Annotated in this window: 21 protein-coding genes; 3 read left to right on the top strand and 18 right to left on the bottom strand. The window is 54.4% G+C overall.

The window, feature by feature from the left end:
- Positions 1–61: 61 nt before the first annotated feature.
- From ACO064_RS05330 to ACO064_RS05400, 15 genes are all read right to left on the bottom strand, one after another.
- Complete coding sequence (locus tag ACO064_RS05330) at positions 62–1531, bottom strand: M81 family metallopeptidase (protein ID WP_421826362.1); 1470 nt, start codon at positions 1529–1531, stop codon at positions 62–64.
- 10 nt (positions 1532–1541) lie between these two features.
- Entirely contained in the window at positions 1542–1925 is a 384-nt protein-coding gene (locus ACO064_RS05335) for a RidA family protein (RefSeq protein ID WP_421826363.1), read from the bottom strand.
- Positions 1922–2566 (bottom strand): RraA family protein, encoded by a 645-nt coding sequence (locus ACO064_RS05340; RefSeq protein WP_421826364.1) that lies wholly within the window; start codon positions 2564–2566, stop codon positions 1922–1924. The genes ACO064_RS05335 and ACO064_RS05340 overlap by 4 nt, the downstream gene beginning before the upstream one ends.
- Before the next feature lie 66 nt (positions 2567–2632).
- Positions 2633–3907, bottom strand: a complete 1275-nt coding sequence (locus ACO064_RS05345) for an MFS transporter (RefSeq protein ID WP_421826365.1) — start codon at positions 3905–3907, stop codon at positions 2633–2635.
- Positions 3908–4015: 108 nt separating this feature from the next.
- Positions 4016–5104: a pyridoxal-phosphate dependent enzyme gene (locus tag ACO064_RS05350; protein WP_421826366.1), complete on the bottom strand. Its 1089-nt coding sequence runs from the start codon at positions 5102–5104 to the stop codon at positions 4016–4018.
- Positions 5101–5916: an SDR family NAD(P)-dependent oxidoreductase gene (locus tag ACO064_RS05355; protein ID WP_421826367.1), complete on the bottom strand. Its 816-nt coding sequence runs from the start codon at positions 5914–5916 to the stop codon at positions 5101–5103. The genes ACO064_RS05350 and ACO064_RS05355 overlap by 4 nt, the downstream gene beginning before the upstream one ends.
- Positions 5906–6829, bottom strand: coding sequence for a succinylglutamate desuccinylase/aspartoacylase family protein (locus ACO064_RS05360; protein WP_421826368.1), 924 nt, complete (start codon positions 6827–6829; stop codon positions 5906–5908). Before ACO064_RS05360 ends, ACO064_RS05355 begins: the two co-directional genes overlap by 11 nt.
- A gap of 1 nt (position 6830) precedes the next feature.
- The gene (locus ACO064_RS05365; RefSeq protein ID WP_421826369.1) at positions 6831–7628 is read right to left on the bottom strand and encodes an SGNH/GDSL hydrolase family protein; all 798 of its coding nucleotides are present in this window, start codon (positions 7626–7628) and stop codon (positions 6831–6833) included.
- Between the two features lie 12 nt (positions 7629–7640).
- Complete coding sequence (locus ACO064_RS05370; RefSeq protein WP_421826370.1) at positions 7641–8753, bottom strand: sialidase family protein; 1113 nt, start codon at positions 8751–8753, stop codon at positions 7641–7643.
- A gap of 29 nt (positions 8754–8782) precedes the next feature.
- Positions 8783–10705, bottom strand: coding sequence for an exo-alpha-sialidase (locus ACO064_RS05375; RefSeq protein WP_421826371.1), 1923 nt, complete (start codon positions 10703–10705; stop codon positions 8783–8785).
- A 46-nt stretch (positions 10706–10751) separates the two neighbouring features.
- The gene (locus tag ACO064_RS05380; RefSeq protein WP_421826372.1) at positions 10752–11882 is read right to left on the bottom strand and encodes a sialidase family protein; all 1131 of its coding nucleotides are present in this window, start codon (positions 11880–11882) and stop codon (positions 10752–10754) included.
- A gap of 30 nt (positions 11883–11912) precedes the next feature.
- Complete coding sequence (locus tag ACO064_RS05385; protein ID WP_421826373.1) at positions 11913–13508, bottom strand: sialidase family protein; 1596 nt, start codon at positions 13506–13508, stop codon at positions 11913–11915.
- Positions 13509–13658: 150 nt separating this feature from the next.
- Positions 13659–14570 (bottom strand): dihydrodipicolinate synthase family protein, encoded by a 912-nt coding sequence (locus tag ACO064_RS05390; RefSeq protein ID WP_421826374.1) that lies wholly within the window; start codon positions 14568–14570, stop codon positions 13659–13661.
- A gap of 181 nt (positions 14571–14751) precedes the next feature.
- Complete coding sequence (locus ACO064_RS05395) at positions 14752–16224, bottom strand: RagB/SusD family nutrient uptake outer membrane protein (protein WP_421826375.1); 1473 nt, start codon at positions 16222–16224, stop codon at positions 14752–14754.
- 13 nt (positions 16225–16237) lie between these two features.
- Positions 16238–19426, bottom strand: a complete 3189-nt coding sequence (locus ACO064_RS05400; protein ID WP_421826376.1) for a SusC/RagA family TonB-linked outer membrane protein — start codon at positions 19424–19426, stop codon at positions 16238–16240.
- A 198-nt stretch (positions 19427–19624) separates the two neighbouring features.
- Between ACO064_RS05400 and ACO064_RS05405 the strand changes: the two genes are divergently transcribed.
- Entirely contained in the window at positions 19625–20362 is a 738-nt protein-coding gene (locus tag ACO064_RS05405; RefSeq protein ID WP_421826377.1) for a FadR/GntR family transcriptional regulator, read from the top strand.
- Here the strand turns inward: ACO064_RS05405 and ACO064_RS05410 are convergent.
- Positions 20322–21122 carry a 3-keto-disaccharide hydrolase gene (locus ACO064_RS05410; RefSeq protein WP_421826378.1) on the bottom strand — a complete coding sequence of 267 codons (801 nt, stop codon included), beginning with the start codon at positions 21120–21122 and terminating at the stop codon, positions 20322–20324. The two genes, ACO064_RS05405 and ACO064_RS05410, sit on opposite strands and share 41 nt — an antisense overlap.
- A 177-nt stretch (positions 21123–21299) precedes the next feature.
- Here ACO064_RS05410 and ACO064_RS05415 point away from each other — a divergent pair, with 177 nt between their 5' ends.
- Positions 21300–22673, top strand: coding sequence for a Gfo/Idh/MocA family protein (locus ACO064_RS05415; protein WP_421826379.1), 1374 nt, complete (start codon positions 21300–21302; stop codon positions 22671–22673).
- Positions 22648–23028 carry a hypothetical protein gene (locus ACO064_RS05420; RefSeq protein ID WP_421826380.1) on the top strand — a complete coding sequence of 127 codons (381 nt, stop codon included), beginning with the start codon at positions 22648–22650 and terminating at the stop codon, positions 23026–23028. The genes ACO064_RS05415 and ACO064_RS05420 overlap by 26 nt, the downstream gene beginning before the upstream one ends.
- A gap of 203 nt (positions 23029–23231) precedes the next feature.
- Here ACO064_RS05420 and ACO064_RS05425 read toward each other — a convergent pair whose 3' ends face one another.
- Complete coding sequence (locus ACO064_RS05425; RefSeq protein WP_421826381.1) at positions 23232–23756, bottom strand: YfiT family bacillithiol transferase; 525 nt, start codon at positions 23754–23756, stop codon at positions 23232–23234.
- A 261-nt stretch (positions 23757–24017) separates the two neighbouring features.
- Positions 24018–26177 carry a peptidase domain-containing ABC transporter gene (locus ACO064_RS05430; protein WP_421826382.1) on the bottom strand — a complete coding sequence of 720 codons (2160 nt, stop codon included), beginning with the start codon at positions 26175–26177 and terminating at the stop codon, positions 24018–24020.
- Between the last annotated feature and the right edge of the window lie 3 nt (positions 26178–26180).

Genomic DNA, 26180 nt, shown 5'->3' on the forward strand with positions numbered 1-26180 from the left:
AATAAATATCGAACACTGAATGTTGAATAACGAATGATGAAGTTTAGGGGAACTGGCAGGTTCATTCAAATGGAAACAAGGGCTTTCTCCGGTTTTGATACCTAAACAGCGTCATATCGGCCTGGGTCACGCCCGGCGTATCGACCTGCACAATGGCCGGGCAAACCGGGGCGTAAGCGGCAATCGGGGCGTTGACCCCTTTGGCGATGATGATGGCAAACGCGTCCGGTTCCAGGCCGAAAGCCGTCATCTGGCGCAGGCTGTAAGGCGGTGTCCGGCGGGTGGTCAGCATAACGGTATTGCCTTTTTGGGTTTCCACAAGCACGGTTTCGCCCATGTCGTAATTCACAAAACCGCCGTGTTTGGGCGTCGACTCCGTGAATTTGCCGTCCGATAACTGCGTGAGCCGCACCTCCGTTTTGTAGGGTTTTCCGGCTTCACCAATCGCCAGTGAAAACGCTTCACCAACGGCATGTTGACTCGCTTCCTTCACCGCCGACGGGTCATACAGGCAGATAAAAACCGGACCAATGTCCTCCGCTTCCAGGGCTTCCAGCAGATGGGTGCTGTTGCCGGGTGCGCCCCCACCGACGTTGTCGCCCATGTCCAGCATCAAAACCGGTTTGGGCAGGGTTGCCAGCGACGGCAAGACGGCCTGAATACTGGTTTTTTGTCCGTTAAATTCCTGTTTTCGGTCGAGGATATAGTCGGAAAGTTGCTGCCCGGTTTTCCGGATCAGCTTCTGGGCGTCGGCTTCCTGTTTTTGGTCAGCAACCAGAATAAAAGCCGAACCCATTTCGGCCACATCGGCATACGGAAACCCCAGCAGCAAACTCGCCGACAGCAGCCGGTTTCGCGCCCCCGTTTCCGTCAAATGCGCCAGCAAACTCCGGCACGGGTCCTGCGACGTATATTGCTGCTCAATGCTGATTGCCATCGGAAGTTGCACCAGGTGCTGCACCGGCTGAATCTTGCCCCGAAGCGTTTCCACCAGCATCCGGGCGGCTTTCCGGCCCGTGGCCCGCTGATCGATGTGCGGATTGGTGGCATAGGCGACCAGCGCATCCGTAGCCGCCACCATCGCCGGGCTAACGTTGGCGTGTGGGTCAAGCGTGCCGGTTATCGGTAGTTCAGGACCCAGTTTTTCCCGCAGCAAACCCAGCCAATGCCCATCCAGATCGGGATACAACTCGGCCACCCCAGCCCCATGCGGAACCACGATGCAGCCATCGACCGGCAAAACGGCCTCAAGTGCCGACCACATTTCGGCCAGCAGAGCCTCGTAAGCTTCTTGCCGAATCAGACCACCCGGCGTGGCGGAAGCATACAAAACCGGCACGAGTTCCAGATCGGGGCAAGCATCAATCACGTCGATGACGCCACTGATTTCGTGGTGTGCTCCCTCGTATTCGGCCCGAATGGCCTCCCCCGCCAGCCAGTAGCCCTTTTTGAAATCGTCCAGCGTAGTGGGCGTTTCAATAAAGGTGTTGGTTTCGTGGTAAATGCCCAGCAACGCAATCCGTTTTCGCATTGGTACGGTTTTATTTTCCGACGTAAATCACCACATCGACTTCAAACTTCAGCAAATCGCCCAGGCACCCGATCAGCGTGGTTCGGGCCGGAAACGGGGCGTTGAAATACTCCCGGTAAATGGCGTTGAACTCGGCCAGATACTCCTGCTTGCCAACGTAGTTGCGAACCTGAACGGCATCGTCCAGACTGGCTCCGGCGGCTTCTACAATCCGTTTCAGGTTTTCGAACGACCGGCGGCATTCGCCTTCAAACGTGTCAACGACAATGGCTCCGGTGTCGTCCACCGAGGCTTGTCCCGACACAAACAGGTAATCGCCCGAAACAATACCGGGCGAAAAAGGGAGGTGACTTTTCGGGATATTTTCCCCGCTTACAACGATTTTCCTGCTCATAATACCCCAAATTTTTGATACGCTTCCCAGGCTTTCATCCCGTTTTTAATAGCGTCACGCGTGACGTTTTCGGCATCCACTTTCTGAATGGCGGCTGCAATAACCTGTTCCTCCACTTCCTTCGGTACCACCACGATGCCGTCTTCGTCGGCCATGACCAGATCGCCGGGTCGGAATTTTACGCCGTCGATTTCCACCGTCACGTCCAGATCAACCACCCGCTGGCGGTTCTGGCTGTCGTACGGATTTTTGGAGGTCGCAAAAACCGGAAATTCCATCGCCCGCATTTTGTCGATATCCCGAACCCCGCCGTGAACGATGACGCCCAGACAACCACTGTTGCGGGCCGCCGTCGACAACAACTCGCCCCAGATGCCGGAGCGCGTGGAACCGCCTGCGGCACAGATCAGTACATCGCCCGGCTGGCAGGAATCGACGGCCTGTAATTCCAGTTCGTAGGGATTCGGGTCGGCGTCGTACATATCCGCCCACAAGCTGGTTTTGCAACGACCCAGCAACTTCGGAATGCCGGTATAGGCGTGAAACGGAATGCGCGTGGCCTGGTGTGTATAGCCCAACTGATCGAGTACATCCGACAGCACGGCCACGTATAATTTGTCTTTTAATTCTTCCAGATTCATTTTAAAACAGGTTTATTTATTAGCCCCTAAAGGACGGTCGGCCGCTGCCGGACTTTTGCATTCGGTTTAAGCTATGTCCAAGTCCCCTTTAGGGGATTTAGGGGCTAACTGCGGGTTAATGTCTTCCGGTTTCGGTTTGATGGTGTATAGCAGTCCGGCAGAAATCAGCATTGTAACGGCGGCAAACTGGAACATCCGACTCAGATCCACGTCCGCATCCCGCAACATACCGCCCGCGTACAGCCCCACGCCCCCGACGATGCAGGCCACCAGATTCAACACGCCATAACCCGTGGCGCGGTAGCGCTGATCGGCAATCAGGCACAGAATCGGCATCATGTTCGCATCCAGGAAGGTACGCGTAAAGGCGTAAAGCATGAAACAGACGATGGCGACGGGAAGGATGCTCGTACTGCTGGCGATGAAAATACCGGGAGCAGCAATCACCAGCCCGATGAATGGCACCAGAATCCGCCCGCGCGGGTTGGTCCGACTCCAGCGGTCGGCCAGAAAACCGCCCGTCAGAACGCCCACCAGCGAGGCTGTGTGGAAATAGCCCGTGGCATACAGCCCGGCGACGGTTTGGGACAGGTTGAAATGTTCTTTGTAATACGTTGGTAACCAGCCGACCACCAGCCAGCTCACGATTCCGCCCAGCCCCCAGAAGGTCAGTGCTACAACATAATTCCGTCGACTGAACAGATCCCGAAGGGCCGCCGTGAAACGAATGGTCGGTTCCGGTTCGGTCGAAATCGTATGTTTTTCGGGTACAACCGGATCGCGCAACACCAACGCCAGCAACACCGCATACGCAACGCCAATGAGTCCAAAAACGCCAAATGCGTAGCTCCACGTCCGGCTTTCGGCCAGCCAGCCGCCCACAAAGCCCAGGCTCTGCCCGATCATGATCCCACCCATGTGAATGCCCGTCGCCAGCGAGCGCGTGGCGCCCCGGTGGTAGTCGACAATCAGCGCCAGAGCCGCCGGAATGTAACACGCTTCGCTGATGCCCATGAGTGCACGGGTCAGCAAAAGTTCTTCAAAGGTGGTAGCCCGGGCGGTAAACCAGGTGACAATTGACCAGACAAACAGGCTCCCGACAATGACCCGGCTGCGGTTAAACCGGTCGGCCAGAAAACCGGCCAGCGGACTCAGCAAACCGTAGACCCACAGGAAAACCGAGGTCAGCAAGCCAAACTGCCCGTCAGTCATCGGAATTTCGGCCAGAATAGAACTCCGCATGGTGGTGATCATCATCCGGTCGAGGTAGTTCAGGCAGCCGACCACACAGAGTAAACCCACGATGAGCCACGGATAAAAAGACGGTCGCGATAGAGTCATTACTTTCATAGATTGATGATTTAATTGCCCCTAAATCCCCTAAAGGGGACTTCTAACATCTGGAGGGGCGCGTCCAAGTCCCCTTCAGGGGATTTAGGGGCGAAAAGCCTACAAAAACGGCTGAATCAACCCGATGGCCCGGCCAACGTCCACGGTTTCCACGGGCGGCAAGCCAAAGTTTCTTTCAACCGAAGCCATGTCCTTAAAACCGCTGCCGGTGACCAGGCAAACCACGGTTTCGTCGCGGCTCACTTCGTTTCGGGCCACAGCATCTTCCAGACCGGCCAACGCGACCGCTCCGGCGGGTTCGCTGAAAATCCCTTCTTTCTGAGCCAGTGCCTTCTGCCAGGCAAAAACCCGTTCGTCCGTTACCACATAGCCCGTACCACCGGTTTTTCGGCAGTTTTCAATCACGGCATCGCCATCCAACACCCCCGGAACCTGCAATCCGCTGACCGCCGTGGTGGATAACGCCACCGCGCTAGCTTTCCGATTCTGGTTCCGCAAAGCACTTGCGATCGTATCGTTCCCTTCGGGTTGAACACAGTTAACTTTCGCAAAACCGGCATCCGGTTTTTCAGACAGAACGCCCCGGGTAATGGCTAATGTTAGCCCTCCCCCACCGGCTGGCGAAAAAATATGATCGACCCGACCTTCCAGTGTCTCCAGAATTTCGGAAGCCATCGTCTGCACGCCCTGCATGGCGGACGGGCAATACCGGTAGGCACTGATCGGCAGCGGTAGTTCGTGGGTTCGGCAGAGGGCTTCGAGTTCATCGAAAACCGCCGAAGTGATCGCCGGATCTTTGCCAAAACCGTGTACCATAAAAATGCTGGCTCCGTATAACTGCATCTGCCGGATTTTGGGCAAGGGCGCCCCGTCTACAACGACCAGAATGCACTGAATGCCCGCAGCCGCGCAATAGGCCGACAAAGCCGCGCCGGTGTTGCCGCTGGAGGTGGCAATGCAGACTTTCTGGCCTCTGGCATTCAGCTCACTGACCAGAACAGCCGCGAAACGGTCTTTGTAGGAACCGGTCGGATTCAGGTTTTCCAGTTTGAAATACAGGTTGTTGAGTCCCAGCGACGCGCCAATTGACCGGGAGCGGACGAGTGGCGTCTGCCCTTCGCCCAGCAGTACGCGGTGCTGGGGTGCCACGGTCGGCAATTGATTTTGGTATTTCCAGATCGTGTTCAAAACTCGGTGGGAAATTGGGTTTTCTTGACGGAATAGTTACTAAAATTGGGCCGAAAACCGCCGTCGATGGTCAGGGTGGTGCCACTGATGTAAGATGCCTGCGGGGAACACAGCCAGAAAATAGCTTCGGCCACTTCGCGGGCATGACCACCCCGGGCGAGCGGAATAAAATCGGTGAGTTCGGCGGTCAACCGGGCGCTGATGTTTTCCCCTTCCGGATCGACGTAATCGTTGCTGAGTTCCGTATCGATGTAGCCCGGCGCAACGCCCACCACCCGAATACCGTTCCGACCGTAGGTAATGGCAAATTCCGCCGTCAGGCTTTCCAGTGCTCCTTTGGCCGCAATGTAGGCCGGGCCGCAGCCCGCTGGCCGGGACGCCATGACGCTGGAAACGTTGACCACCACGCCCCCATCGGCCTGTTTTTCCATGTGATTCGCGACCCCTTTCGTCAGAAAAACCGGGGCCGTCAGACAAACCCGGAGCGTTTTTTCCCAGGTTTCAAGGTTCATGGTCCGCAGTGTTTCCAGCGTTCGCCAGGCGGCATTATTCACCAACGCGTCAATCTGCCCACCCCATTCCACAGTCTGATTGACCAGCTCTTGCAGATAGGACGACTGTTCCAAATCGCCCGGAATCACCAGGCAATCAGCACCGTATGCGGTTTTCAGCTCAACCGCCAACGCCTTCAGCGGTTCTTCAGCAATGTCGGAAAGTACCAGACGAAAGCCTTCTCCGGCGAATTTCGTGGCCGTTGCCCGACCGATTCCGCCAGCGGCTCCGGTGATGAGCACGACTTTTTTATTCTTCATAAATCATCATTTTACCGGGTTTTTCGATGGGCAGAACCCCGCCCAACGCATCGCCCTTTTTCACGTTTACCGTCGTCCGCAGCAAAAAAGCCAGTCCACCGGCTTCCGCGATTACCTCCGTCATCCCTCCTGAAAACGGATCAAGAATTCTCCCCCAAATCTGGCCTCCCTGGATAAGATCGCCCGGTTTTACGGCGGTAATAAAAATACCGTCGGCAGGGGAAGGCATTTTGGCCTGGAGATAGCCACTATCCGGGCGATGGTCCTCCACCCAATACCTCCCGGAGGCCGGAATGGTTTGCGCGGATTCATCGATCATTTTCAACTGCCTCAGCAGATTAAGAAAACCGTCCTGGTAGGCCGTCACGACCGGTTCCCGCAGGCCGGTTCCTCCGCCGTATTCCAGGTAAATGGCCGGAATGTTGGCGTCACGCGCCACGGAAAGGGTGCGTCCATTCGGGCGGTGATCGGTTCCCCAAATGATGGGGAGGTTATAGGCCAGTGCCATTTCCCGCTGTTTTTCAAGCACATCCGGCGACGGATGGAGCATGTAACCGGCCAGGGGATAAATGTCGTATGCCAATCCGCCGGTGTGCATGTCGACGTAATAATCGGCTTCCCGGATGAGCGCACTGATGCGGTCGGCGGTTTGCTCCGACACCGAACCGGCGGGATTTCCCGGACAAATTCGGGCCAAATCCAGCCCGTCTTCCCCGCAACGACTGGCGAGCGCGTAGGCCGATTCGTTCACCACCGGCACAATCGTCACACTGCCGGACACCACTTTCCCCGCCAGCACCCGGATTAGCGCACGAGCCGCCAGCATCGGTTCGTATTCATCCCCGTGAACACCTGCTGACAGCAACACGTTTGGCCCCGGTGAGGCTCCATTTATTCGTTGATAATCAATCATTTTAGTGCTCCCCTTCATAATAAGGACCTCCGCAAGTGGGTTCTTTGGGATCAAAAATGGCCAATGCTTTGAACATCTGGCGGGCGATTTCCTGATGACCCCGCGCCCCCGGATGCAACGGATCGTTGAGCCATTCGCGGTTCACATCGACGTCGGTCGTGGTTTGCCAATGGTGGTAGTTATCAACCAGAATCACCTGTTTCGTTTCTGCCACGGTTCGAATTACCGGAATATAATCCGGCAGCGTTTTTCGTTCCGGGGCTTTCTGGATGATGATCGGATTCGGCGTGTGCAAAATCGGAATGGCACCCAACGCGCGGATTTTCCCGACCAGGCTGATCAGGTTTTGCTCAAAAACGGCGGGCGTGATTTCTTTTCGCGCGCAATCGTTCGTTCCGATCATCAGCGACACCACCGCCGGTTTGAACTGCGCGACCCGCCAGTCGAAATCGCTCAGAATGTTGCTGGTGGCGTTGCCACTGATGCCCGTGTTGACCACCAGATCCCGCACACGTTTCAACTCCCAGCGAAGCCGCTCGGCGAAAATTTCGGGGTAGCTGCGAAAACCGTGCGTGTGCTTGGCACCGTGCGTGATGCTGTCGCCGGTGAAAAGCCAGACACTCGGCTCTTTCTGAGCGAACAGCCCCTTGACCCGTTCCAGATCCGGAACCGCTGTCCGGCTTTTCCCATCTGCTGACGCCATTGCGGGAAAAACCGACACTGAAACCGTCGGCAGAACCACACCCAGCCCGGCCATTTTGATGAAGTTCCGACGGGAAAAGTCCGACTCTTTTTTCATGCGAAAACCGGTTTATTGGTACAAGGCCGCCAGATTCAGCCGGTTGATTCGGGTGGTCGACAAATGGGTTTTGGCTTTCTGGCTACCGGCGCAGTAGCTCAACAGGGCCTCTTTTTTGGTAAAATGAATAGCGATGTAGCAGTACCAGCCGTCGGGGTCGGTTTCGATGTTGCGGACGTGTTCCCAGGTCTTGCCGTCATCTTTCGAAATGGCCACCGACAGCGGGGTGCGCTTGTCTTTGATGGCGGGAACGCTGCCGTCGTTGTTGTTCCAGACTACCAGCAGGTCGCCGGTCGAAGGAATGCGGGCGATGGAAGCGGGCGACAGGGGTGATTTCAGTGTACTTTGCTCAACGTGGCTCCAGGTCTGGCCTTTGTCTTTGGAATACGAAAACTGCTGAAAACCGCCACTGGCGCGAATGAACATCAGGATCGTCCCGTTTTTCAACTCGATCAAACCGGGTTCCTGCGTGACCAGATCCGCCGGTTTCGGAACCGCTTCACTGCTTTTCCAGGTGGCTCCGTTGTCGTCGGAATAATAGCTATACAGCGTTCCGTTGCCCTGCCATTTGCCGCCCGGGGATTTGTGCTGAGCCACAGCCATCAGCAAACGGCCATTTTTCAGTTGAATGACACGGCTGTTGTTCAGCACAAAATAGCCCTCCCGATCGGTAATGCAGGGCGTGGGCTTACTCCAGGTTTTGGCTTCGTCGGTCGAAATCCGCATCTGCGGAATGCAATCCTGCTCGGAATTCTTTTTCAGGTAAAACAGGGCGATTTTGCCGTTTTTCAGCCGCAGCAACGAAACCGACATCACGTTCATGTCGCCTTCTTTTTCCACAATGAGCTGGTCCTGCTGCGTCCAGGTTTTGCCGCCGTCTTTCGAAAACCGCCCCGCCAGATAGGCCGGGGCGTGGTCGCTGGTGCTGCCACCGGTGTAGTGGCTGTAGACAAACAGAATGCGGCCGTCTTTCAGCGTAACGAAATCGCCTTCGCTGTTGCGGGGGTTGTTGTCGCCGGGGTTCAATTCCAGGGCAACCGTGGCTACGGATTCGGTATCGGGCTGCGCCCGGGCGGCTCCAAAAGACAGTAATAAGAATAACAGGATGAACAGTGGTTTGGTCATGGGTTTAGTAATTAGTCGTGTCTCTTGTCTTACTTCTTCGTATTATAAATCCAGTCCAGGTTCAGGCGTGTGACGTTAGTGACCGACAATCCCGTGCCTTTGGGGCGGTTTCCGGCGCAATAGCTCAGCAAAACCTCTTTTTTGCCCACGAAATGAATGGCGGTGTAACAATACCAGCCATCGGGATCGGCTTCCAGCGTTTTAACGTGCTGCCACGTTTGGCCCTCGTCTTTCGAAACGGCAATGTTCAGGGGCGTCCGTCGGCCTTTGATCGGGTTGCCTTCCTGGTTGCCGTTGTTGTTCCAGACCATCAGCAGATCGCCGGTGGCCGGAATGCGGGCGATGGTGGCGGGCGAAACCGGCGACGCGATGGTGGTCGGCTGCGACGGACTCCAGGTCTGCCCCTGATCAGTTGAATAGGCCGCATACTGCACCCCGGCATCTGTCCGGATCATCATCATCAGCCGGTCTTTCAAAGCCACCAGTCCCGGTTCCTGCAGGGTAATTGCATCCGGATTGGCCACTTCCTGACTCACGTTCCAGGTTTTGCCGGTATCGTCGGAATAATACGAAAATAAGCGCCCTTTTCCATTAAACCGGCCACCGGGTGGCGTTTCGTGCAAGGCGACCGGCATCAGGAGCCGACCGGTTTTCAACTGAATCACGCGGTTGTTGTTCAACACAAAATAGCCTTTCCGGTCGGTGATGCAGGGAATGGCGTCGCTCCAGGTTTTGGCCTCGTCGGTCGAAATCCGCACCATCGGAATACAGTCGTCCATAGAATTTTTCCGGGCGTAAAACAAAGCAATTCGGCCATCCTGCAACCGCAGCAGCGAAACCGACATCACATTCATGCCGCCTTCATTGCTGACGATGAGCTGGTCGTCCTTCGTCCAGGTTTTTCCGCCGTCTTTCGAAAACCGCCCTACGAGCGTTGCCGCAGCAAAATCGCTGGAGGAGTTGCCCGCAAAACGCGAGTAAATGAACAGAATCCGACCGTCTTTCAGCGTCACAAAATCGCCCTCGCTGTTGCGCGGATTGTCGGGACCCGGATTGAGTTGCAGAACCAAACTTTTCTCACCGACCTTGTTCTTTCCGTTGAGTTTGGTCACCCGCAGAATTTCGTCCACCATGTTCCCGGCAATCAGTTCGTGGCCCTTGTCGTTGGGGTGAACGCCGTCGAGCATCAGCGAATCGAAACTCACGCCCGTCCGGTTCTGGTAATCCACGAACGCTTTGTAGTTATCGACCAGCCCGGTCCGGTATTTCCGGGAATGGTTCCGCACCACCTCGACGTACTGCAAAAGCCGCTCGTTCTGGTAGTCGGCGTATTTTTTACCCAGCAGATTCGGAACCGTCAGAATGACCTGACTCCCGGTTTTTTGCAGCGATTCGATCATGTAGGCCAGATTCTGCCGGTATTTTTCCAGCGGAATCCGCGAGGGGCCCGTGGCTCCTCCGCTGTCGATGTGGGCGTCGTTGATGCCAAACCCGATGATCACCAGATCGGGGTGAACCGCCAGCACATCCGACTCAAACCGGTCGAGTGCGTGCCTGATTTTGAACAGATTATGATCCGTCTGACGGCCGGTATGGCTACCGGGAATCCCGGCATTGATAACCGTAGCACTCACGCCTTTCTGCGCCAGCAGGTGGGGCAACCGCTGCGCAAAAACCTGATTGACGGTTTTTCGGGTGGCTGTGATGGAGTTGCCGAAAGCGACAATGGTCAAATTGCCATCCCCCCTTTTCGGCGGTTTTTCGGCAAAAACCGGAAAACCGATGAAAAAGCAGAAAACCGTTATTAATAAAAATGCCCCCAACTCTTTAAAGGGCAGAGCTGTTAAGTGCTTCCGCTTCTCGCCCCCAACCCCCTGAAGGGGGCTAAAACATCCGGACTTCGAAGCCCCCTTCAGGGGGTTGGGGGCATTTTTCAAATCGATCTGAATCATTCTTCGACAGTTTTGTATACCGATTGATCCGTTTATTCAAACACGATTACCGTAAAAAGTCTTTTTCGTTCAGCTTCACCCGTAACTCGCCCTGCATGACGGTGATCCAGAGCACACCCGGTTTTTCTTCGAAAACGTACGGGTACGAAATCCGGGGCTGCTTTCCGCGTTCGGCAAAGACGACCGGTTTGCTCCAGGTCTTGCCTTCATCGTCAGAAAACGCAATCGACAGTTCATCACGGTGGTTGCTGGCCGGAAGTTCCGACCATTGGTTATCGCCCCCGCTCAATTTATACGATACCTGGCCATCCGGAAAACGGCGGTTCCAGACCAGCACCAGCTTGCCATCCTGCAACCGTTTGAGCAGACCGGGGGCCGAACTCGCGCTGATGTTGGTGGGGTTAAAGCTATTCCAGGTCACACCGTCGTCTTTGGAATAGGCTTCCCAGAACGTTCCCCAGTTGGTGCGCAGCAGCAGCCACAGGCGTCCGTCTTTCAACTGTTCCAGCGTGGCTTCCGTAACGCCCCCGTGGTGGCCGGTTCCGCCCAGGTCGATGATGGTGCTGCGGGTCCAGGTTTTGCCGTCGTTCTTCGACGAATACGTCAGCACCGAATGCCGTCCGGGGTTGTGCCTCATCATCATGGAGGTGAAAACGATGCTGCCGTCTTTGGTTTCGATCATGTCGCGAATGGCGCCGGTCCAGTCGTCGTGCAGCTTCTGGGCGTCCTGCCAGGTTTTGCCGCCGTCGAGGCTGCGAACGGCGTAGGTCGGCAGTTTGGCGTCGGGTGAGTCCGAGATTTCCTTCTGCCAGTTCCAGTTGGCCCGTTCTTTCAGGTTCATGCAGGCCAGAATGATCACGTTCCGTTTGGTGCGGATCAACGCCCGTTCGTCGCTGATTTCAAATTTCGCCGGGTCTTTAAAAATCGTGTATTCCGTCCAGGTCTTGCCATCGTCTTTACTAATCAGGCTCTTGGTTTTGTCGACGGTCAGAATACTGCCGTCGGCCAGCCGCACAAACGGCCCCATTTTCAGGCCCGGCATTTCCTGAACATTTTCGGCAATCCAGGACCCCGACGCGGTGGTTTTTCCGGCGTCTTTATTGATCTGAGCGAGCAGAGAACCGCTGGCCATTAGCGTCAGCAGGCTAGCTACTTTTAATCGATGCGCTATTTTCATACAAAGCAGGTGGTTTAAGGTTTAGGATAGTCAGTTTGTCTTTTTTGCGCCCGTCATCGCGACCGCGTGAAGCGACACACCGACGGGTTTTCCCCGTTGGTCGCGTAGGCTGATCCGCAGGTAATTCACTCCAAAATCCGGTTGGCGACGAAAATTCGTCCGGGCTACGATTCGGTTATTCGTCACGAAAAGAGCCTCTTGTTTCTGGCAATCCCACCGGATTTCTACCATCATCCGGGACGGCTTCGCTCCGGTTTTGGTTAGTTCGGCGGATTGAACCTCGAATTCAGCTACCGCATGGTCGGCCGCCAGCGAGTCGTCCGGTACCGAAAAATGGTCGGTTAATGACAGTGAAACTATCTGCGCATCGGGCGGGATATCCAGGTTGGCTTTCAGCGTTCCCTGCCGCGTTGCCGGAAAATTCCAGACGAGGGCCGGGTGTTCGGTTTTCAAAATCGGTCCGGTTTCCCCCTCATCGCGGGCTTCGGTTTGTTCAAGCCAGTCGGGGTCAAACAGCACCACGGATTTGGCATCTCCCTGTCCGGTCACCAGCGCCACCTTGCCCTCCGCCGTTTCCGCTGCCGATGCGTAGGCGGTGCCCCGGTCGCTTTTCTCAACCCGATCCGGTTTGGCCACCGGCATCGTCAGCACTTCCCGAAAGCCCTGCCAGGTTTTTCCCTCATCGCGGCTGATGGCGGCATGCAGCATTTCCCGGCCCCCGGCGGCATAACTCCGGGGATTGTCCCAACGCTGGTTACTATTCAACAGCAGCACCAGACGGCGGTCCGACAGCCGGAGCAGTTCGGCCGGGGAGTCCGACGAAATAAACCGGGTTGGCCGGGCCGCCTGCCAGGTTTGGCCCTGATCACCGGAAAAGGATTCATACAAATGTCCTTTGTTCGTCCGAATCAACATCCACAACCGCCCGTCGGTTAATTCCACCACATCCGGCTCAATACCGCCGTAGCGAACCGGCATCGTGTTGTCAATTTCCACCCGGACCGAATTAGCCGACAATTGCCAATTTTGCCCGTTGTCGTCCGAATAAAGTGAAATGATGTCGTTCCAACCGTAATCAATCTGCTCCGCCCCCGGTTTTTCCTGCCGCTCGGGAACCGCTCTGGCAAAAGCCACCAACAGGCGTCCGGTGCTGAGCCGGAGGAAACTACGGATTGAACCCACGTAGCCGTCGTAAATCTTCTGGGGCTGACGCCACGATTTTCCGGCACCGTTCGTCTGGCAATACCATACATCCAGATGCCGCCCGCGGTAGCCGTTGCTGCCGGTTCCCCACAAATGGAAAATGCCGTGCAGCTCACCCTGCGGGTCTTCGAGCACCCGGTTGGCGTAATACGCCTGTCCCGGCAAATTGAATTCGGTCACCGCTGGCTCCCAGTAAATACCGTCTCGCGACGATATGGACCGGAGTTGATTGGCGTCGCCGGGGCGGTTGATGTAAAAGATGGTCAGTCCGCCGTTCTTCCGCCGGATCAGGGTCGCTTCGTTGCCCGGTGCGGGGGCCACCCACACCGGTTCGTACAGATCGTTTACCCGCTTCGGCACCGGACGCAGCCGCATCCTGGAAGAGGCTTCGGCAACTTGCGCATAGCTTTCCTGTAATGACATCCCAAAAGACACCGTGAGACCACACACCGCAACTTGGAGTGTCCGTTTCAGGGCTGTATTTAAAAAGAAAGCGGTCATTTCTCTGATACTAAACCTGTGTATTAAACCTGTAAGGTCTTGAAGACCTTACAGGTTTAGCGGTTTTCTCAACTAGTTACTAACCAACCCACTAACCGCCGAAATCCGGTCGCAGATTTCCAGCACTTCTTTTTCGTTCCATTCGCCATTGCCCAGGCCCAAAGGCGGGTTGGGCAGTCCGATGTTGATGTCGTGTTTGAGCAGCATGGCCTGGTGGAAGAACGACCAGATGTTGGGCAGCACGTCGTGAATAATTTCCTGGAAGGTTAGCATAAAGCGGTTTCCCAGCTCAAAATTCCCCTTGATAAATTCCTCCCGCACAAATTTGCACTCTTCTCCCCAGAGGTTGAAGAAGCTTCCGATGGCGCCCACGGTTCCGCAAAGCGTGGCCTGACAGAACAGTTCGTCGGCCCCGCTGAACAGCACCAGCTTGTCCTGCGACAGAATGTGAATCAGGCTCACTTCGTACAGATTCTGGGTGGTGAGCTTCATACCGGCGATGTTGGGCAGGGTCAGAATTTGCTCAATGTAGTGCCGGGCATCGCCCCCAAACACGCTGTGGTTGCCGATGTGGTACGGAAAAAAAGGAATGTCGATGGACGAGCCAATGGCCTTGTAATGCTCCAGTGCATTGCGAACCCCGGATTGGTAATAAATCGGGCCAACGGTCGAAATACCGTATACACCCTGTTCCTGAGCGGCCTGCGCGAGCCGGATCGACTCCCGCGTGTTCAGCGCGCCCACTTGGGCAATCACCGGCATGGCTCCGTTGACGGTTTCCATCACGGTTTGGGTGATGGCCATTCGCTGTTTTTCCGAAAACAGAAACCCCTGTCCGGTGGAGCCCAGCACATACAGACCGTCCAGTTTTTGTTTGATACAGAGTTCTACAATTTTTTCCAGTTGTTGAAAGTCAGGGTTGCCGTTCTGATCGACCGGTGTGAACAAGGCTGGCCACAGGCCACCGATTGGTGAATGCGTCATGGTGTTTGTGTACTTGAAGGTAGTTTAATGTTTGTGGTTTTTGGTGAATGGTTTACGGTATTCGGTTTACGGTTTACGGTAGCTGACGCAATGCATATTTTCAGAAAGCGTACGTCAGCTAGAACGCATCAGTCCCGGCGGGGAACCGCACCGTAAACCGAATACTGTAAACCGTAAACCGTTACTCATATCCCGGATTCTGGACGAGTTTGGAATTCCGGCTCATCACGGTTTCGGAGAGCGGGAACAGCAGCAGGTTGGTTTGTCCTTTGCGGTCGGCGAGTGACGGAACGAGGTCGAATGCTTTGTTAAACCGAACCAGATCCCACCAGCGTTTGCCTTCAAAAGCCAGTTCGAACAGGCGTTCTTTCAGAATGGCATCGTCGTTGGCGGCTTTGGTCGTCGACACAAACCGGTGTTTCTCAAACTGATCGCCGTAGGCCCGCTGCCGAACCAGGTTGATTTCGGTGGCCGGGTCCTGCCCCAGCGCGTTTTTGGCTTCGGCAATCATCAGCAGCACATCGGCGTAGCGGTAAATGATGACATCGTCCAGAAACCGCCGGCCATTGGCATCGATAAAACCGCTGAACTTGGTCATGATCGACGTGTAGAAGGTTGCTTTCCCCTGGGCATCTTTGCCGTAGATTTCCACGAACGATTTGTCCTTGCGTTTGTCGTCCGCAGTAAACTGTTTCCGCATGGTTTCGGAAGGGGCCCACCAGTTCATGCCACCACCCAGACCGATTTTCTGGAGGGTGGCCGCATCCGTTCCCGGTGGCAGGTCGCTGTCGCGGATATACATATCGCCACTGTAGTTGTTGATGGCTTCCAGATCCTGGTAGCGCACGGCAAACACGATTTCTTTGTTGCCTTTGTTGGTATAACTGAACACATCCGCAAAATTCGGCAGCAGGGCGACGTCGCTTTTCTGCACTTCCTGCAAAGCCGCCAGGGCGGTATTGAGGGCCGCATCTCCGCCGTTTCTCCGTTTGGCAATCCAGAGATACACATCGCCTTTCAGGGCGTTGGCCGCCGGTTTCGACCAGGCTCCGCGCCGGGTTGGGTAGGTATTGGCCGGAAAAAGCTCCAGTGCTTTGGCCAGATCGTCGGTGATCAGTTTAAACATCTCCTCTTCCGAAGCCCGTGGTTTGTAGATCGTTTCCGGGTCTGACGATTCCGTCGGGTCCAGCAGCAGCGGTGTTCCGCCCCAGGTCCGCACCAGCACGAAATACAGATACGCCCGCAGGGTATACGCTTCCGCCAAAATGGTGTTTTTGGCACTTTCTGACGTAAACGCGATGGCTGGTGTGTATTTAAGAATCAGGTTGATGTCGTGGATCACCGTGTAAATCGTCCCCCAGTCAGGACCGGGTGCGGTAATTTTGTGCAGGCGGTTTTGAAAGTAGGGAATCCGGAAATCCGCATTCAGGATGCCGGTTCCCATGATTTCGCTGCGGGACTCGCCAAGGTAGTAGAGGTTAAAATTGGTGAAGGCTCGAAAACGGGCATACATCCCACTTTTGGCACCCACCACGTCTTCCTGCGTTTTCCAGTACGAAGCCGCCGTGATCTGGCTTTCGGGTTGAACATCCAGTTCTTTGTCACAGGAAGTCAACAAAACAATAAACAACAGGGTGATGAGGTTGTTTTTCATGATCGTTTCTTGATTAGAATGACACGTTCAGACCTACGATGAAATTTCTCGGAACCGGATAGCGGCCATTGTCCTGCCCACCTTCTTCGGGATTGAGTCCGGAGTATTTCGTGAAATACTTCAGGTTGTTCGCCGTCACGTTCAGCCGCAGGTTGCTCAGGCCGAGTTTCGACGTCAGGCCGGAAGGCAGGCTGTAGCCCAGCGAAATTTCCCGGATGGCCAGAAAATTGCCTTTCTCGAAATAGTAGGAATTCTGCCGGAAGAGGTTGCTCTGCACCTGCTGATCGGCATAGTAATAGCGGGCAATGTCGGTCTGATCGCCCGGTTTCTGCCACGAGCGCAGGATGTCGGTGGAGGCATTGTTTTCGCCCACAAACTGGCCGTTGTACAACGCCCGGGTGTAGTTGTAGATGGTGTGTCCCAGCGTGTAATCGGCCCGGGCCGTCAGGCTGAAATTCCGGTACGCCAGCGAGGTCGTAAAACCGCCCGTCACCGTCGGATATATGTTGCCGAGATAGACGCGGTCGAACGAGTTGATTTCACCGTTGCCGTCCACATCGAGCCAGTTGACATCGCCCCCAAACTTCGTTTTGCTGGCCAGTGGCACAATAATGTCGCGCGGGGCGGCAGCCGCTTCTTCGTCAGTGGCAAAAATGCCGAGCTGTTTGTAGGCGTAGTAATCACCGATCCGCCCCCCTTCCTGAAGCCCCCCGCGCCATTCGTTTTTGCCGGTTTCCGGGTCATAGACCAGCACCCCGCCAACCCGGTTCCGGTCGTTCCCGTTGTCCGGCAATTTCAGAATTTTTTGCTGATTGGTGGCAATGTTGAAGCTGGCGTTCCAGTTGAAACCCGACTCCGAACGGATGATCGTCCCCGCCACTTCCACTTCGATGCCCTGATTTTGCAGACTGCCGTAGTTGGTCAGGATGGACTGAAAACCGGTTTCCAGCGGCAATTCCAGGTTTGTGAGCAGATTGTCGGTCCGTTTCCGGAAGTAGTCCACCAGCAGATTCACCCGCCCGTTGAACAGGCCAATGTCCATCCCGACGTCATACGTCTGGGTCTGTTCCCACTTGAGGTTCGAGTTCGGAATGACGGTATTCTGAATGGCCGCCGTGCCGTCATACCGTGACCCCACGCTGTAGGTCCCCTGCGCCTGAAAATCACCCAGTTGCCCCAGGTTTCCATTGACGCCGTAACTGGATCGCAGTTTCAGCGTGTTCACGACCCGCGCCAGCCCGGCTTCTTTCCAGAATGATTCGTTGTGGATATTCCAGCCCACCGAGGCTCCGGGAAACAAGCCCCACTTGTTGTTCTGACCTAAATTGGACGCACCGTCGTAGCGGGCGTTCAGCGAGAGTAGATACTTCTGGGCGAAATTGTAGTTGGCGCGTCCGAAAAAACTCAGAATCCGCTGCTGCGTAACCGAACTGCTGACGGCGGTTGGAGTGGCCGAAGCGTTGAGGGTCGGAATAATGTCCGTGGAAGCGCCCTGACCCGTCGCCGATAAAGCCGATAGTTTCCGGTCAAAATACGAACTGCCGAGCATAAAATCCAGGCCGTGCTGGTTGAAGCTTTTGGTGTAATTCAGAATGGCATCGACCTGCTGCTGCCAGTGTGTCGAGCGGGCTCCGGTGGCCACCCGCGAATCGATGAAAGCCAGTGGACCGTTCAGATAGGATTTTTGGAAGGAGTTTTCATCGGTTTCGATCACGTAGAGCGAGGTGGAAGGTTCAAATGTCAGCCCCGGCAGAATGTTCCAGGTCAAACCGCCCCCCAGGGTTAGCCGATACCGTTTGTTGTCGGTCGCATAGCGGTTCAACTGGTACAGCGGGTTGCCAATGGATCGGTTAAAACCGGGCGACATCGTGCCGTCTTCAAAATACAGTTTGGCCGTCGGTGGCAGGGCCAGCGCGCGCTGAAAAATCTGATTATCGCTGAAAACCTGGTTGTTGCCCGAATTGGTAAAGTTGGTAAACGCGTTGACTTTCAGCTTTTCCCGCACCTTCAGATCACCGCTGAAATCAAAGGTAAACCGCCGAAAATCCGTATTGATGGCAATGCCCTGTGATTTGAGGTAGCCGACGCCCAGGTTGTAGCTTCCCTTGTCAGTGCCGCCCATGGCGCCCAGGTAATAGTTTTGGGAGATACCGGTTTGGAACAGCACATCCTGCCAGTCGGTATTCTTGAAAATCAGCGTTTTGGTCGGATCGGCGGGGTCGGCAATGCTTTCCCAGCCTTCGCCCAGTTTGTATTGATTCTGCGGGGTGAGGTACTGAACCGTCGAATAGGTGCGGTTGGACAGATCGTTTCCGGTTCCGAAACTGTTGGCGAGGGTCAGCACATTCATGCGTTCCGGAATCTTCCTGGCAGAGTTCAACACCCCTAACCGACCATAGTATACGTAGTCGCGGGCCGACATCATGTTGTAGCGTTTGGCCAGTTGCGAAAACGTGGTATTCTGCCGGAAGGTGATCAGCATTTTGCCGGATTTACCTTTTTTCGTTGTGATAATCACCACGCCGTTGGCACCTCTGGCCCCGTAAATGGAGGTGGATGACGCATCTTTCAGGACTTGCAGCGTTTCGATGTCGTCGGCATTGATGTCGTTCATGTCAGACCGGATAACACCGTCGATGATGTAGAGTGGCGAAGAACCGTCGGGATTGTTGATCGATGTTCCGCCCCGGATGATGACCCGCGGAGCCGCTCCGGGCTGACCCGTCGTCGTTTGCACCCGCACACCCGGCAAGGTTCCCTGCAAGGCCGAAGCCGCATTGGCGTACGGAATGTTTTCCAACACCTTGTTATCGAGCTTGGAAATCGAGGTCGTCACGGTTTCGCGGGACTGGGAACCGTAGCCGACCACCACCACTTCGTTCAGCGTTTTCAGATCGGGTTCCAGCACCACACTCACGTCTGTCTGGTTGCCGACAACGACCTCTTTGGTCTGGTAGCCGATGTAGCTAAAGACCAGCGTTTTGTCGCTGGATGCATTGATCGTGAATTTTCCGGTCCCATCCGTTGTAACCCCGATCTGGGTGCCTTTCACCACCACGGTAACAAAAGGAAGCGGGGCCTGGTCGGCACTGGATGTAACGGTTCCCTTGACCAATTGGGCCTGGGCTTTCGCACAATACCCCATTACGAGCCAACAACACAGAACGAGGACTCTACAATAGATTTTGGGCAGTGTCTTCATGGAAGTAGATGATTAAAATCATAGAAGAAAGGAATGGAATCAGGGTCTTTGAGCGAATTATATTCTATCTTTACATTTGTCCTACAAATATAATAGTCGTATTTTAATTATAATAGAATTGTATCAAAAAAGATATAGTACTTCAAAAAGTGCCAAAATACCGGGGTATTGCATTACATTTGCACCAAAAAATGAAACATGAATAGTAAATTAGGGTTGCTGGAACCGTTGGAGAGCCTGTCGATGACCGACCGCGTTGAAAATATCCTGCGTGAATATTTTACGGAAAATGCCTTTAAACCCGGCGATGCGCTTCCGAACGAACTGGAAATTGCTCAGAAACTGAATGTAAGCCGGAATGTGGTTCGGGAAGCCCTGAGCCGGCTTCGGATGCTGGGCATGATTGAAGCCCGGCCCCGGCGCGGCATGATTATGTCGCAGCCCGATTTGCTGGCCGGGATCGAAAAAGTGTTGAATCCGTTTATTCTGAGCCAGAGCAACCAGAAAGATATTTTCGAACTACGGCTGATCCTGGAAATGGGAATCGCCGAGTTTCTCTTTGCCCGAAAAACGCAGAAGGATCTGGACGAACTGGAGCAGATTGTTGAAAAGCAGAAAACGCTGCCGGTTCTTTCGAAAGAAGATGAGATTGAGTTTCACGGCAAACTGTACGATATGACGGGTAATGAGACGTTCCAGCGGTTTCAAAGCCTGCTGTTCCCGGTTTTTGAACACGTTTTTGCTTCCATGACCAACCAGAAAGACAACTACGTGCTCATCGACCCGGTTTCCCACGCCGACCTGTTCAGAATTCTCAAGGACGGAACGCCCGAAGCGTTCCGGAAAGCGATGCACAAACACCTTGAGGTATATTATAATTCCCTTCCTCCTTACTTCAAAAGTCCGTCTCCGGTTTTTTCAGATCCAGTTCCTTGATCCAGATGTTGCGGTAATAGACATCATGCCCTTCGGCCTGGAGCTTCAGGCCGCCCGGTGTATCGGTGATGCCTTTGCCGCCGTCATTCCCGCCATCGATGCCCGAATTGGGTCCGCCCCATACCTGGTTGATTTCCTGATTGGTATGCACTTTTTTACCGTTGAAATACATCGTCAGCCGGGCTTTTTCGGTGCGCTTGCCATCCTTAAACCGGGCCGCCCGAAAAACAATGTCGTAGGCATTCCATTTTCCGACGCCGTTGTAAGCATGATACGGTGACGGCGTTTCGTTGATCACGGCTGCCATCCCGTGCGAAGTGGTGTCGCCATCGAGCACCTGAATTTCGTAGCGGTTTTGCAGATAGACCCCACTGTTGCCACCCGGTTTCAGAATATAAAACTCGATATGCAGCCGGAAATCCCGGAACGTTTGCTTCGTCACGATGTCGGCGGTACCGTATTTGCCGCCCGCGGCCGTGGGGTCGTTGGTATTCAGAACCGTGCCTTTTCCGTCCGGATCTTTTTCAATGGTCCATTTGATGGGCGGAGTGGCGGCATACCGGGGGCCTTCCCAGTAGATCCACTTCGAATCGAGCATCTGGCGCGAGCCGTCAAACAGGACTTCAGCCCCTTTGGGCGCGTTGGTGCCGACGCCCACCTGAGCCTGGACGTTGATCGAAAGAATTGAATACAAGGCAATTGCCAGAATAAAAAGAAATCTAGAAGCAACCGTCGAAAGGCGAAAAGCAGAATAGTTCATCAGAAAAAGGGGTTTGGAATCGATCCGTAAAGGTGCGCTAAAGATAAGCGGGTTTCTGTGAATTGCCGATTGGATTTTTTCGATTATCCAATTAATTTACATCGGGTTAACGCGCCGGAATGGAGTAGTTGACCCGTCGGTTTTGCTTACTGAATTCTAAACCTACTCCCTTTGAAAATGAAAGATAACGCTTTTACCGTGTCCCGGCGGGATTTCCTGCTGGCGGCTGCGGCCACCGCACTGGCTCCTCCGCTGGTGCTTCAAGCTTCCAAAAGAAAAACCGGCCCAAACGACAAACTTAACCATGCCTGCATCGGCGTGGGCGGTATGGGCTGGGGCGACCTCAACCAATTCGGCAAGCATCCGCGGGTCAATATTGTAGCAATCTGCGATGTGGATGCGATCCGGCTGAAAAAAGCTTCCGACGCCTACCCGCAGGCCCGCACGTATACCGACTGGCGCGAACTCCTTGAAAAAGAAGGTGATAAAATTGACTCGGTCAATGTAACCGTGCCGGATCATAATCACTTTGCCATTGCCATCCAGGCCATCCGCAACGGCAAACACGTGTATTGCCAGAAACCGATGTGCCACGATGTGGCCGAGGTTCGGGTGCTGACCGAAGCCGCCGTCAAAGCCGGCGTCGTGACCCAGCTCGGCACGCAGATAGCCGCGGGCAAAGGCGACCGCACCGCCGTTCAGTGGATCAAAGAAGGAGCCATCGGCAAGGTAAAACACGCCTACCTCTGCTCCAACCGCCCCGGTGCCGTTGAACATTACCGGCTCGTTGGCCCGCGACCGACCGAAGCTCAGGAAGCTCCCTCGACCCTGAACTGGGACCTCTGGGTGGGTACGGCCCCGATGCGCCCTTTTTCGCCGGACATCTACCACCCGACCAAATGGCGGGCGTGGCAGGATTTTGGCACTGGCTGGTCGGGCGACATTGGCTGCCACATTTTCGACGCCGTGTGGAAAGGGCTGGGCCTGAGACCGCCCAAATCGGTGATCGCCGAAGTGCAGAAATCCTGGGAAGACTCACCGGCCCGGCGGGGTGACACCTGGCCGCAGGGCAACCACATCACCTGGTCGTTTCCGGGCAACAAAATGACCGCTTCCCGCACCTTGCCGGTCGAGTGGTTCGACGGAGAATTTTACCCGCCGGAAGAAATCCGCGCCTTGTTCTCGGTAACCGACTATCCCGCTGAATCGGCGATGTTGATCGGCACGAAAGGTGCCCTGCTGATTCCGCACGGCAAGATGCCCGTTCTGCTGCCGGGCGACCAATTCAAGGACTACAAAGTGCCGGAACTGGAAGAACGCAACCATTACCATCATTTTGCGGAGGCTTGTCTGGGCGGCCCGAAAACCGAATCCCATTTTGCCCAATCCGGCCCGATGACGGAGGCTATTTTGTTGGGTACCGTTGCGATTCGGGTGCCAGGTCAACTGCTGGAATGGGATGCTGCCCGGATGAAATTCCCGAACAATCCCGACGCCGAGCGCTACCTGAGCCGAATTTACCGCGATGGCTGGCGCATTGCCGGGTTGTAAATTACCACTTTCTCTAACCCGGTTAAAAGAATTACAAAATGATTCATCCCTACGGGATTCATTTTCCGTAGAAGCGGATGTGGTTCCTAAAAAATGGATCATCCCTACGGGATTCCCCTTGGCAACCAATCCCGTGGGGATGAATCGTATTGTAGCAATAGGTTTCAACCCGATAACGAAGGCAATCAATCCCGTAGGGATGATCCATTTTGTACTCCCCCGGTTCAACCCACCGACGAATGCAATCAATCCCGTAGGGATGAATCATTTTGTAGCCTCCGGTTTCAAACCGCTGACGATTGCAATTAATCCCGTAGGGATGATCCATTTTGTAGCCTCCGGTTCAACCCGCTGACGAAGGCAATCTATCTCGTAAGGATAATCCATTTGTAACCTCCGGTTTAACCCGCTGACGAAGGCAATCAATCCCGTAGGGATGATCCATTTTGTAGCCTCCGATTTAACATTGCTGGGCGGGATTTGCAATTCCGCCCTTTTCTGTTCCGGATTTAAAATTCGATGCGCTTCATAATCAGGCTATTCCATTTTCCAAATCGCTCACTCTCCCGACAACGCCAGCTTAATGTGCGCAAAATGGTGTTGTACATGCCAGGCCGACATGGCAATAGCCTGCGCCTGGCTGAACCAGAGTTTCCGAATGGGGTGATAGTATTTGATCGCCAACTGCTCATCCGTCAGCGATTTTAACAGGTAGACATACCGGCGCGTGATGCCATCGAACGACACCAGCGAATCGTCAATCGGCGCGTTCAGCGAATCTGGCGTGGTCACCCAGGCATCCATATTGATCAGGGTGACGACCTCATAATCAGGCTCTGTGAGGGCTTTTTTCATCCGCAGAAAATGCAGCAGTTGAATATCGCTGACGTGGTGAATCAATTGCTGAACGGTCCAGCTTCCCTCGCGGTAGGTCTTGGTCAACTCCTCCGGCGACAGGTTTTCGACCAACTCCCGGTAACGGGCTGGCATGGCTTCAACGATGGCAATCAAATGCTGTAATTCTGCCGGTGAGTAGGTTTCCTGCGTCGTAAGCTTGCCGATGGGGTATTTCCGGTTTTCCATGGTGGTTCAAAAGCTGTGGTTTTGTATCCGTTGAACCGGCAAGTTCTAAAAAAAGAGGCAATATGAACTGCAAAATGGGCATTCCATTGAAATAAATGACCTGGAACCGTCTTCATTCATTTCATAAACGGGTTAAAATTGGCATCTCAACACCTTACGAGAAAAGATCATTTTTCTTCTTGATTCTGGAAGCCAAACCGGCAATGATGATGATGAAAACAGTACAGAAAACGGCGGCACTCATATTGATCGCGAGATTGCTTAGTGTGAAAAATCGAGTTGCTCCGTGAGCAGACGGACTTTATTGTCTTCCAAAGTATAAATGCGGGTTGCTTCGCTGGCAATGTGGTGCTGATGCGTGATCCATAAAATCCCCATCTGCTCCCGGAGTTGTTGAATTAACTGGATCACAAAGTCGGCCGTGTGACGATCCATCGAAGCGGTAGGTTCATCCAGCAGCAACAACTGCGGTTTTCGGTATAACGCCCGCGCCAATGCCACCAACTGCCGCTGACCGCCCGACAGCTTAACCCCATCTTCGCCCAGCAACGTCAGATAGCCTTGGGGGAACTGTTCAAAATACCGGTGGAATCCGTATTCACGACAAAAGTTCACAATTCGTTGGGCTTCGTCAGCGGTATTGCCAAGCCCAATATTATCCAGTAAGGTACCGCTGAATACCTTGATATGCTGGGGAACCACCCCGATCATACTGCGCCAGTCCGTTGTATAAATGTCTGCCCAATTGATGTTATTGACTTTAATCTGCCCGCTTTCGGGTTGATAAAATCGTTGAATCAGTTGCATCAATGTACTTTTTCCCTTGCCGCTTTCACCCACCAGTGCAACCAGCTCGCCCCGCCGAACCGTCAGCGTTACCTCATTCAATAACACCGGTCGGCCCGGAAACCGGAATGATACCTTTTCCAGTTTCAATAGCTCGAATGGCACCTTCTCCGCGTCAGTCGGAAGAGAACTTTCCGGGGGAAGACCCGTGATCTGGTATTCCGGTTCCAATTGTGTGAATTCATACATCCGATCAAACGCAACCTTGGCTTCCTGCAATTGCATGTTGGTCATGGTCAGATTGCTTACCGCCGGAATGATGCTGCCGGCCATCGTCAGCAAGGCCATCATTTCACCCACCTGCAATTGTTTCTGTAACACTAAAAAGGAAGCATAGGCGATGATACCGGCTACCAGGACTGCACCCATCAATTCGGCTACTAACCCAAACCGTAACCCAGTCTGCGTAAGTTGGTACACTTTTTCCTGAAAAAGCCCGTAAACCGTTCGATTGATCCGGGCAAAAAACGGTTCCGTGTGCGTCGCCTTGATGACATCAATTCCCTGAATCGCATCCACATAATTACTCTCGGTCTGCGCCGAGGCCGCCATCATATTCCGCTGTCCATTCAAAATAGGCCGATGGAAATACCAGGCCAGACCTCCGTATAAGGGAATACTCACTAGGGTCAACAAACCGATGGGCACCGAGTAGGTGAAGATGTAAACGGAAGAAACCAGTACGACCAACCCATTAATGATGACCGCTCCCGACAGATGACTGATGGTTCGCTGGATTCGGGCCGTGTCGTTCATCCGGGCGATTAGTTCACCGGTTTTCCGGCTATCGAAAAATGACTTGGGCAGATACAATAATGATTCGTAAAAGCGATTGATGATGCGGTTGTTGAACAGTCGGCTTTGCTGATTGAGCAGGATGCCTCTTAAAAAGGCGACCAAACTTCGGGCCATCAGCAAAACCGCCAGCAGGATCAGGCCAAAAACGAGCCGTCGGGTATCGGCTTTCGGCAGAATTTCGTCGATCAGTTTTTGGGAGAAAATGGCGGTTGACAGTCCCAGTGCGGCTGTAACAACGCCTAAGCCCGTGGCAATACCCAGCAAGGGCGCGTCTTCCCGAACCACCTCCCACAACCACCGCCGTTTCGCCCGTTGTTCGTCAGCCTGTAACTCCAGTTTATCGTTGGGTGTCAGCGCGAGCAGCACCCGTGATGACCAGCGGTCCGACAGTTCGGCTTCGGTGTAGGTGGTGAGGCCCCGGGCGGGATCACCAATTAAAAAATGGCATTTCTGTTCATTCCAGCCATAACAAACCACGTAGTGTAGCAACCGGTCTTCCAGCAGCAAATGCAGAATAACCGGCCCTGTGACATCGGTTTTGAGGTTTTCGATGCGCTCGGCTTCCATGCCTTCAGCGTCGAAACCGATCTGACTCGCTGCCTGGTATAGCCCCAGCAAAGTGGTTCCCTGCGGATCGGTGCCGCTGAGTTCGCGGAGTCGTTCGAGCGGGCTGTTTCCGCCGTAATACCGAAGAATGGACACCAGACAGGCCACGCCACAATCGGACTGCCCCTGCTGGAAAACGAGCGTCCGTTCGATGTGCTTCAGCGATTTCATGGG

The sequence above is a fragment of the Larkinella sp. genome (assembly GCF_965227735.1).
Lineage (GTDB): Bacteria > Bacteroidota > Bacteroidia > Cytophagales > Spirosomataceae > Larkinella.

Excerpts from the sequence above, each read along its gene's own strand:
- ACO064_RS05330 (WP_421826362.1), bottom strand. The coding sequence starts at position 1,531 with ATGCGAAAACGGATTGCGTTGCTGGGCATTTACCACGAAACCAACACC.
- ACO064_RS05335 (WP_421826363.1), bottom strand. The coding sequence starts at position 1,925 with ATGAGCAGGAAAATCGTTGTAAGCGGGGAAAATATCCCGAAAAGTCAC.
- ACO064_RS05340 (WP_421826364.1), bottom strand. The coding sequence starts at position 2,566 with ATGAATCTGGAAGAATTAAAAGACAAATTATACGTGGCCGTGCTGTCG.
- ACO064_RS05345 (WP_421826365.1), bottom strand. The coding sequence starts at position 3,907 with ATGACTCTATCGCGACCGTCTTTTTATCCGTGGCTCATCGTGGGTTTA.
- ACO064_RS05355 (WP_421826367.1), bottom strand. The coding sequence starts at position 5,916 with ATGAAGAATAAAAAAGTCGTGCTCATCACCGGAGCCGCTGGCGGAATC.
- ACO064_RS05360 (WP_421826368.1), bottom strand. The coding sequence starts at position 6,829 with ATGATTGATTATCAACGAATAAATGGAGCCTCACCGGGGCCAAACGTG.
- ACO064_RS05365 (WP_421826369.1), bottom strand. The coding sequence starts at position 7,628 with ATGAAAAAAGAGTCGGACTTTTCCCGTCGGAACTTCATCAAAATGGCC.
- ACO064_RS05370 (WP_421826370.1), bottom strand. The coding sequence starts at position 8,753 with ATGACCAAACCACTGTTCATCCTGTTATTCTTATTACTGTCTTTTGGA.
- ACO064_RS05375 (WP_421826371.1), bottom strand. The coding sequence starts at position 10,705 with ATGATTCAGATCGATTTGAAAAATGCCCCCAACCCCCTGAAGGGGGCT.
- ACO064_RS05380 (WP_421826372.1), bottom strand. The coding sequence starts at position 11,882 with ATGAAAATAGCGCATCGATTAAAAGTAGCTAGCCTGCTGACGCTAATG.
- ACO064_RS05385 (WP_421826373.1), bottom strand. The coding sequence starts at position 13,508 with ATGTCATTACAGGAAAGCTATGCGCAAGTTGCCGAAGCCTCTTCCAGG.
- ACO064_RS05390 (WP_421826374.1), bottom strand. The coding sequence starts at position 14,570 with ATGACGCATTCACCAATCGGTGGCCTGTGGCCAGCCTTGTTCACACCG.
- ACO064_RS05395 (WP_421826375.1), bottom strand. The coding sequence starts at position 16,224 with ATGAAAAACAACCTCATCACCCTGTTGTTTATTGTTTTGTTGACTTCC.
- ACO064_RS05400 (WP_421826376.1), bottom strand. The coding sequence starts at position 19,426 with ATGAAGACACTGCCCAAAATCTATTGTAGAGTCCTCGTTCTGTGTTGT.
- ACO064_RS05405 (WP_421826377.1), top strand. The coding sequence starts at position 19,625 with ATGAATAGTAAATTAGGGTTGCTGGAACCGTTGGAGAGCCTGTCGATG.
- ACO064_RS05410 (WP_421826378.1), bottom strand. The coding sequence starts at position 21,122 with ATGAACTATTCTGCTTTTCGCCTTTCGACGGTTGCTTCTAGATTTCTT.
- ACO064_RS05415 (WP_421826379.1), top strand. The coding sequence starts at position 21,300 with ATGAAAGATAACGCTTTTACCGTGTCCCGGCGGGATTTCCTGCTGGCG.
- ACO064_RS05420 (WP_421826380.1), top strand. The coding sequence starts at position 22,648 with ATGGCTGGCGCATTGCCGGGTTGTAAATTACCACTTTCTCTAACCCGG.
- ACO064_RS05425 (WP_421826381.1), bottom strand. The coding sequence starts at position 23,756 with ATGGAAAACCGGAAATACCCCATCGGCAAGCTTACGACGCAGGAAACC.
- ACO064_RS05430 (WP_421826382.1), bottom strand. The coding sequence starts at position 26,177 with ATGAAATCGCTGAAGCACATCGAACGGACGCTCGTTTTCCAGCAGGGG.